The organism is Mycobacterium sp., from assembly GCF_050701675.1.
In the GTDB taxonomy this organism is placed as follows: domain Bacteria; phylum Actinomycetota; class Actinomycetes; order Mycobacteriales; family Mycobacteriaceae; genus Mycobacterium.
Genome location: NZ_JBOGDD010000320.1, coordinates 1 through 7,803 on the forward strand (window position 1 = coordinate 1; position 7,803 = coordinate 7,803).

The 7,803-nt window shown below is 66.9% G+C and carries 9 protein-coding genes; 5 read left to right on the forward strand and 4 right to left on the reverse strand.

Translation table 11 applies throughout. The features are described from left to right. From ACRDUX_RS09530 to ACRDUX_RS09545, 4 genes are all read left to right on the forward strand, one after another. A partial coding sequence (locus ACRDUX_RS09530) for an FAD-dependent oxidoreductase (protein ID WP_526413260.1) occupies nucleotides 1–929 on the forward strand: 929 nt, incomplete at its 5' end. A gap of 14 nt (nucleotides 930–943) precedes the next feature. Next, entirely contained in the window at nucleotides 944–3,193 is a 2,250-nt protein-coding gene (locus ACRDUX_RS09535; RefSeq protein WP_526413262.1) for a xanthine dehydrogenase family protein molybdopterin-binding subunit, read from the forward strand. Beyond that, nucleotides 3,190–3,720: a (2Fe-2S)-binding protein gene (locus tag ACRDUX_RS09540; protein ID WP_526413264.1), complete on the forward strand. Its 531-nt coding sequence runs from the start codon at nucleotides 3,190–3,192 to the stop codon at nucleotides 3,718–3,720. The genes ACRDUX_RS09535 and ACRDUX_RS09540 overlap by 4 nt, the downstream gene beginning before the upstream one ends. After that, nucleotides 3,717–4,700, forward strand: a complete 984-nt coding sequence (locus tag ACRDUX_RS09545; protein ID WP_526413266.1) for an FAD binding domain-containing protein — start codon at nucleotides 3,717–3,719, stop codon at nucleotides 4,698–4,700. The genes ACRDUX_RS09540 and ACRDUX_RS09545 overlap by 4 nt, the downstream gene beginning before the upstream one ends. Before the next feature lie 6 nt (nucleotides 4,701–4,706). On the opposite strand, the gene ACRDUX_RS09550 is transcribed toward ACRDUX_RS09545, so the two are convergent. Next, a complete protein-coding gene (locus tag ACRDUX_RS09550; RefSeq protein WP_526413268.1) occupies nucleotides 4,707–4,964 on the reverse strand; it encodes a hypothetical protein in 258 nt (85 codons plus the stop codon). Nucleotides 4,965–4,994: 30 nt separating this feature from the next. Continuing rightward, the gene (locus tag ACRDUX_RS09555; protein ID WP_526413270.1) at nucleotides 4,995–5,687 is read right to left on the reverse strand and encodes a guanylate cyclase; all 693 of its coding nucleotides are present in this window, start codon (nucleotides 5,685–5,687) and stop codon (nucleotides 4,995–4,997) included. 26 nt (nucleotides 5,688–5,713) lie between these two features. On the opposite strand from ACRDUX_RS09555, the gene ACRDUX_RS09560 reads away from it, so the two are divergent. Beyond that, nucleotides 5,714–5,875: a hypothetical protein gene (locus ACRDUX_RS09560; RefSeq protein ID WP_526382184.1), complete on the forward strand. Its 162-nt coding sequence runs from the start codon at nucleotides 5,714–5,716 to the stop codon at nucleotides 5,873–5,875. 94 nt (nucleotides 5,876–5,969) lie between these two features. Here ACRDUX_RS09560 and ACRDUX_RS09565 read toward each other — a convergent pair whose 3' ends face one another. After that, nucleotides 5,970–7,016, reverse strand: coding sequence for a cupin domain-containing protein (locus tag ACRDUX_RS09565; protein ID WP_526413272.1), 1,047 nt, complete (start codon nucleotides 7,014–7,016; stop codon nucleotides 5,970–5,972). A gap of 152 nt (nucleotides 7,017–7,168) precedes the next feature. After that, nucleotides 7,169–7,803: adenylate/guanylate cyclase domain-containing protein (locus ACRDUX_RS09570; protein WP_526413274.1), on the reverse strand; the 635-nt coding region annotated here is incomplete at its 5' end.

Consider the following 7,803-nt stretch of genomic DNA (forward strand, 5'->3'; position numbering starts at 1 on the left):
GGATGTCAGCATGGGACACCCTGTTCTCCGCGCTGCGGGATCCGCTCGCCGACGTCTGTTATCTCCTCGACAGCGCGCTGACGCGTATTGACCTCGAGAGTGAATGCGTCACGGCGACTTTCGGAAGCGGCCATGTTGCGCGAGGCGATCTTCTCGTCGGTGCCGATGGCATCGGTTCCACCACCAGGGCAATGCTGGGCATTCCCGGGGAGGGTTCCTATGCCGGCTACGTCGCCTTCCGCGGGCTCGAAGCCGAAGCCGACCTACCCAGCGACCTCGTCGAACTGCTCTCGGAACGGTTCACCTTCTTCGGGTCACCCGGCATGCAGATGTTGTGCTATTTGGTTCCAGGGCCGAATGGCGAGCTCGATCCGGGTCGACGACGCGTCAACTGGGTCTGGTACCTCAACACCTCCGAGAAGGGCATGCAGGGGCTGATGATCGGTGACTCCGGACGGCGGTTCGAGCACTTCCTCCCGCCGGGCGAGCTCACTGTGGAAAACACTGCCGCGGTGACGGCCCTGGCCGAAGCCACTCTGCCTGCTCAGTTCGTCGGACTCGTCGAGCACTCAAGGGTATTCCTCCAGCCGGTGTTCGATCTCGAGCCGTCACGGATGGTCGCCGACCACGTCGTCCTCGTCGGCGATGCCGCGGGAACGGTCCGGCCCCACACCGCGTCGGGGACCTCGAAGGCGTTCGGCGACGCGGCCCAGCTTGCGCACGCCCTCGACGGCTGGAGCCCGCCGGACGCGCTGCCGGTTCGGCGGCTGAACGACTGGGAGAGGCAGCGCCTCATACATCTGGAGGCAGTGGCTCGATCCGGTGTCCGGTTGGCCGCGCAATCGCTACTCGGGACCGGCGGTCCAGAGTTCCGGCTAGCTGGAACCCGAGATGGCGGTCAGCTTCGCCGACACGGACGGCCCCGATGAGTGAAGGTATTGACGTGACGTCGACGAGCGAACGCACCGAAAGCGTGATTGGCAAGCCGGTGAACCGCGTCGAGGGCATCGACAAGGTGACTGGACGCGCCGCCTATGCCGCCGACGTCGATGTCCCGGGTGTGTCATACGCGGTGCTAGTGCAGTCGGAGATTCCGCATGGCACCGTGACCCGCGAATCACTTCAGACCTGCACCGATCGTGCTCTCGCGCTGCCAGGGGTGCTCCACGCATTGACCCCGCTGAACTGCCCACCGCTGCAACAGCCGCCGAAGGAGATGAGCTTCGACCTGCCGTTGGAGCGCCGCCCACCGCTTTCCGATCTCCGCGTCCAGCACGTCGGGCAGCACATGGCCCTGGTGGTCGCCGACACTCTCGAGAACGCGGTGTTCGCGGCCTCCTCGTTCGAGCTCGCCTATGAGCCAGCGGTGCCCCAACTCGCCGCCAGGGAGGTACTCGATCAGCCGGTCCCGCCCGACGACGGGGACGGTCGGATCCGGCACGGTGCCTATCAGCCGGATCACTTCGTCAAGCTCGACGAGGAAAAGCTCCAAGACCGTCGCGGTGCCGACGTCGAACCGATTGGTGCCTACCAGGTTTCAGCCCGGTACACGACACCGATCAACGCTCACTACCCGATCGAGCTGGCTGCCACGATCGCCCACTGGGACGATGACGTGCTCACGGTTCACGACACCACCCGGTGGATCACCGGGGAACGCGCCGCGCTCGCCACCTACCTCGGTTTGCCCGAAGCGAAGATCCGCATCCTGGCGCCACTGGTCGGGGGCGCCTTCGGCTCGAAGAGTTTCCTGTGGATGCACGTGGCGCTCTGCGCCGTCGCGGCCCGTGAGGTGGCGCGCCCGGTGAAACTGGTGCTGACGCGCGACCAGATGTTCTCCTCCACCGGCCACCGCCCGCGGACCGAACAGCACCTGGCCCTGGTGGCCGACCGCGACGTGCACATTGTCAGCACTGAGCAGCACACCCTGACCGAGACCTCCACCGTTGCGCACTTCTGTGAACCGACCGGGCTCTCGGCCCGGTTCCTCTACCGGTCCCCGCGGCTGGTGGTGTCCCACACGGTGGCCAGGATTAATTCCCCGACACCATGTTTCATGCGCGGTCCCGGTGAGGCGCCCGGCCTGTTCGCCCTCGAAGTCGCGATGGACGAACTCGCCCACAGTGCCGACATCGACCCGCTCGAGCTGCGGCTTCGCAACGACGCCGACCACGATCAGGCCAGCGGCAAGCCGTGGTCGGGCAAGCATCTGCGGGAGTGCTACCTGCAGGGCGCCGAACGCTTCGGATGGCGTGACCGGCCGAAGACGCCTCGGTCCCTGCGGCGCGGCGGCGTCCAAATCGGTTGGGGCATGGCGACGGCCACCTATCCGGGCCGGCGGATGCCCGCGGGTTGTCGGGTGAGTACGGATGCGTTTGGCACGGTCCGGTTCGCGTCGGCGACCCACGAAGTGGGCAACGGCGTTCGGACGGTCATGACACAGGTCGCTGCGGAGGCGACGGGCCTCGACCTCGCTGAGGTCACGTTCGAGTCGGGCGACTCGCTGTTCCCCGACGCACCGTACAGCGGCGCCTCCCAGACGACGGCGACCGTCGGCTCGGCGGTCCACCTCGCCGCCACCGAGTGGCGAAAGCGGTTGGTGCGCATGGTCGGCGATGGCGATGGTGCCGAATTACCGATGTCGGCCGCCGAGTGCTTGCGCCGGCTCAAGCCCGAACAGCTGGAGGCCCTGAGCTTCACCGTCACCAGCGGTGGAGCCACAGACGGACCCGTGTCCCAGTCGTTTGGCGCGCACTTCTGCGAGGTCGAGGTCGACGAGGAGATCGGCCGTGCCTCCGTGACACGCTGGGTGGCGGTCCTGGACTGCGGCCGGGTGCTCAACCCCAAGCTGGCGCGCAACCAGGTCATGGGCGGCATCACCTTCGGCCTTGGCATGGCTCTGTTGGAGCAGGTGCCCTACGACGAGCGCACCGCCCAACTGATCGGCGAGTACTACCTGCCGACTCACGCCGACCGCCCCGACTTCGACATCAGCTTCGTCGACGTCGCGGACTTCGGGCTCGACCCCATCGGGGTCCGTGGCATCGGGGAGATCGGTACGTGCGGGGTGCCCGCGGCGATCGCCAATGCGATCTTCCACGCCACTGGAAAACGGCTGCGGGACCTGCCCATCACCTTGGAGCACTTGATGAAGCCGTTCGCCGGCGAACCCGAGACCGGAGGCCCCCGATGAGAGACGTCACCCTGCACGTCAACGGCGTGCGTCGCACCGTGTCGGCGGACGTCCGGTCGACCCTGCTCGATCTGCTCCGCGAGACGTTGCACCTGACCGGCACCAAGAAGGGCTGCGACCACGGACTGTGCGGTGCGTGCACGGTCTCGGTCGACGGTGAACGGGTGCTCGGCTGTCTGACCCTCGCGGCGTCGATCGACGGAGCCGACGTATTGACCGTCGAGGGGATCAGCCGCGATGAGCAGCTGGATCCGTTACAGGCGGCCTTCGTCGAGCACGACGGTTTCCAGTGCGGCTACTGCACGTCGGGCCAGATCTCCTCGGCTCGCGCGCTGCTGCGCGAGCATGCCAGGGGCGACCTGTCCACGGCATCGTTCGAGGCGGGCCGCGAGACCATATGCCGCGGCCCGGCAGTCCTGTCCGACAACGAGATCCGCGAGCGGATGGCGGGGAACATCTGCCGATGCGGCGCCTACGCCAACATCGTCGATGCGATCGCCTGCGTCGCAAGGGGGCAGTCGTCATGAGGACGTTCGAGTTCGAACACGCCACGAGCGTCGAGGGCGCCATCGACCGCGTGATCCAAACGGGCGGGAAGTACTACGCGGGTGGGACGAACCTGCTGGATCTGATGAAGGGCGGAGTGGAGGCGCCGCCAGCGCTGGTCGACGTCCGACGACTCGGCCTCCGCCATGTCACCGCCACTGATTCGGGCGGGGTGCTGATCGATTCGGGCGTCTCCAACAGCGCCATCGCCAACCACCCCCTGATCCGCTCGCAGTACCCGGTGCTGTCGCACGCCATCCTGTCCGGCGCGACGACCCAGCTGCGGAACATGGCCACCGCGGGTGGGAATCTGCTGCAACGCACGCGCTGTCCCTACTTCATGGAAACCGCCTTCGCACAATGCAACAAGCGTGCGCCGGGTTCCGGCTGTGCGGCCAGGGACGGCTTCAACCGCGAGCACGCCATCTTCGGGGCCAGCGATGGCTGTGTCGCGATCCACCCGTCCGACATGGCGGTCGCCCTGAGCATCCTCGACGCAGGCGTGCACGTGCACGGACCCGACGGTCGACGCGTCGTACCCATCGGCGACTTCTTCCGGTTGCCCGGCGCCGAACCGCACCGTGACAACACCCTTCGCAGTGCGGAGCTGATCGTCGGCATCGAGCTACCGCCATCGTCGTTCGCGGAGCACTCCTGGTATCTGAAGGTCCGTGACCGGCAGAGCTACGCGTTCGCCCTGGTGTCAGTGGCCGCGGGTCTGAGCATCGAGGACGGGACGATCCGTGCCGCGGCCGTCGCGCTGGGAGGTGTCGCCGCCACGCCATGGCGGGTGACCGACGCCGAGGCCGGTCTGATCGGCATGCCTCCCGACGAGGACACGTTCCGGCGGGCGGCCGAGCGCATCATGGTGGGTGCGGAACCGTTGAGCCAGAACGGGTTCAAGGTGGACCTCGGCCGGCACAGTGTGGTTCGCGCGCTGTCGAGGGCGGCGGCCTGCTAGCCCGCCCTACTTGGCGTCGCCGATCGTCTTGTCCTGATTACCGTTCGACGCGCAGAACGCACTCGCGGTCTGCACTCTGGCCTGAACGTCCGACGTGGACGAGTTCAGCCCGTTGCGTTCCTTGAGCATCCGCGCGACCGCGGCGCCGCGGGCGTCCTGGCTCATGCCGTCGAAGTCCCGGCACGTGGTGGATTCTCCGTTGTTCCCCACACAGCCGGCGACCGCGACACCAATGGCGGCCAACACCGCGACGGTTCGATACATGGGCTCGACGCTACGGGATCAGCCTGTGCCCTAAAGGACGACGGAGATCTCGTCGCCCAGCCGATAGCCGGGGGCCAGGGGCAGGGTGTCGCCGCTCCAGAACTTGCCGGGGTCGAACCAGTTGGTGTCCTTGTCTCCTGCCAGCAGGCCCATCTCCTGGTAGGTGACGGCGACGGTCTCCGCGCAGTACGCGGTCTCGAGACCGACTCTGCGTCGTTCCGCCCGCTTTCGTCCGGTCACCTTCTTGACCCGGTCGTCCAGGATCGGAATCCCGCGGGTCCAGTCGGCCAATGTCGGCACACGCCCGCGGAACCACCGTGCGGTGAGGCGCGCAGTGGTCGGGAACGCCGTGCCGTCCATCTTGGCGATCACGCGGAGCAGGTCGTCCTCCTGCTGCCGCGTGGCGTACGGGGTCAGCTCCCGCAGCCAGCACCGCTGGCCGTAGGTGAGCATCCACCGTTCGACGGCCAGGCGCAGATCGTTGAGCTGCACGCCGCGGTGAGTGCTGCCGCTCCACAGGCACTCGAGTTTGTCGCCGAGCTCGGCATGCCAGATCAGCGGCGGCAGATCGTCGATCGCCACCGTCATCCCGACGTGGTTTACCGGGGCGTTGGTCATCGTCTGGATCGCCCGGTCGGGCCCCGAGCCCCCGCGGAACAGCCAGATGTCACCGGTCCGGGTTTCGGCCAGCGCGCGGTCGAGCGTCACCGTGTTCGCATCCACCAGGGCAGCTTAGGCAGACTGTGGCCATGCGAGGGATATGGAAGTGGGTCGGGCTGGCCGGTGTCGCCGGAGTCGTGGCGGGCGGCGCGCTGGTCGCGCGTGATCAACGCAAGCGCAATTCCTACACTCCGGACGACATCCGGGCGAAGCTGCATCAGCGCCTCGCCGAGTCGGGGTCGGCGGAATAGCCGCAGGCCCCGACGTCGTCAGCGCTCGAGGAACTCCAGGAGGTCGGCGTTGATCACGTCGGCATGCGTGGTGGGTCCTTTGGTTGCTTGGCGGTTACTGATCGACGGGGTTGACGCGACCGACGACCAGCGGATCGGCTGGGGTGAACGGGAATTGCGGCAGGTCTTCGATGTGAGTGTTGAAGGCGGCGGCCAGCACCTCGCGTGAGTACGCGCTCGCCGAAGCACGGTAACCGATGTCCGCGGGAACGGGCTGGTCGAAGAAGATCAGGAAGTGCCAGTCGTCGGTCCCGATGTTCTCGATGTGGTGCGGGTAGGCGCGCGGGATGAAGTACATGTCGCCGGTGGTCATGTTCCAGGTATCAAGCGTGCCATCGGGATTCATGACGGTCATGCGGGCGTCGCCGTGCTGGACGTAACCCATCTCGGCGGTCACCGGATGCCAATGGGGCTCGCGCATCCCGTCGTCGGTCACGCGCAGCGAATACATCGAGATGTCCTTCAGAATCGGCCAGTACTGATCCCTTGCGAAGCGCGCGTTGCCCGTGGCGTAGTTCAGCGGGGGCTCCTGGCCTTCGATGTCGAACTTGTGCGGATCGCTGAAGTACGCGCTCGCCGGGATCACGGGATCGCCGATGCGGGCGGCCAGCTTGTGGTCGGCGGTGGTGCGGCGGATCTTGGCGAGGTCGGAGGCGGGCAGATCGTAGGTGTTGCCGAGCACGGCGTCACTGAATGCGCCGAACGTGGCGCCGAATCCGAAGTCCTCGGGACGTTCGTCGCGGAAGGCGATGATGAACTCGGCGACGTCCTCGCCGACGTTCTCGATGTGGTGAAGCGATCCGGAGTTGGCGTGGAACATCTGCCCGGCGGTGACGATGAAGCTGGAGAACTTGCTGCCGTCGTCGAGGATCGACACCAGTGCGGTGCCGGACACGCAGTAGGTCAGTTCGTTGGCGTTGGCGTGCCAGTGCGGAGTCCGCATCGCGCCAGGGTTGAGCAGCACCCGCTTGATCGACAGACCCTTGAGGATCGGCAGGTTGTCGGCGGTGACCCGTCGCATCGAGCCCAGCTCGGACTCCTCGACGATCTCGCCGTCGAGGAGGGAGAGGGTGTGGCTGCTGCGGGTGATGGACGTCGTCATGGTCAAGCCTCCTGGTTGGCGGTCAAAGGTGCCTGCGGTGTGACGTTGATCTTGCTCGAATCACGGCCCGGCTGTCGGCAACGCTGACCGCAATCAGGTGTGGCGGCTGGCCGGACAACCCATTACCGGGTAGCTGCAAGGCCTGCCACGAGTCACACCCGCACCGCGTAGAGGCGGTGACTGCCGCTGAAGCCCTTCAGTTCGACATCGCGGCCGTCGTCGAAGGCGATGCCGTCGTCCTCGGTGCTGTCCGTGCAGGCGTCTCGGACCGACTCGCTGACGAGGACCTCTCCGCCGTCGGCGGCCGATGCGACCCGCGCAGCCATCGCGACGTTGCGACCGAACAGGTCGTCACCACGCCGCACCGACTTGCCTGCGTGGATGCCGATGCGAACCCGGATGCCGCCCGCCCGCTTGCCGAGTTCACGTTGCACGTCGACGCTGCACCTGACGGCTTGCGCCGGATGCGCGAAGGCGATCATGAACCCGTCGCCCTGGCTCTTCACGACGTAACCGTGATGGCGTTTCACGTGGCGGGTGACCATCCTGTCGTGCCGCTCGATCAGCCGGACCCAGGCCCTGTCGCCGATGCGCTCGTTGAGCGCCGTCGACTCCTCGATGTCGGAGAACAGGATGGCGACGCGTCCGTTCGAGGACAGCCGCGCCAGGTCGGGGCGCTCGACCTCGGCCCAGTCGGCGAGGTCCTCGATGTTGGATCGGACCGCTGCGCCGAAGCCCTCCTTGCGCAGGATGTTCGCCGTCTGCCACACCGTCTTGACCGCTCCCC

Coding starts and splice junctions, on each gene's coding strand:
- ACRDUX_RS09560 (WP_526382184.1), top strand. CDS start 5,714: ATGCGAGGGATATGGAAGTGGGTCGGGCTGGCCGGTGTCGCCGGAGTC.
- ACRDUX_RS09545 (WP_526413266.1), top strand. CDS start 3,717: ATGAGGACGTTCGAGTTCGAACACGCCACGAGCGTCGAGGGCGCCATC.
- ACRDUX_RS09565 (WP_526413272.1), bottom strand. CDS start 7,016: ATGACGACGTCCATCACCCGCAGCAGCCACACCCTCTCCCTCCTCGAC.
- ACRDUX_RS09550 (WP_526413268.1), bottom strand. CDS start 4,964: ATGTATCGAACCGTCGCGGTGTTGGCCGCCATTGGTGTCGCGGTCGCC.
- ACRDUX_RS09540 (WP_526413264.1), top strand. CDS start 3,190: ATGAGAGACGTCACCCTGCACGTCAACGGCGTGCGTCGCACCGTGTCG.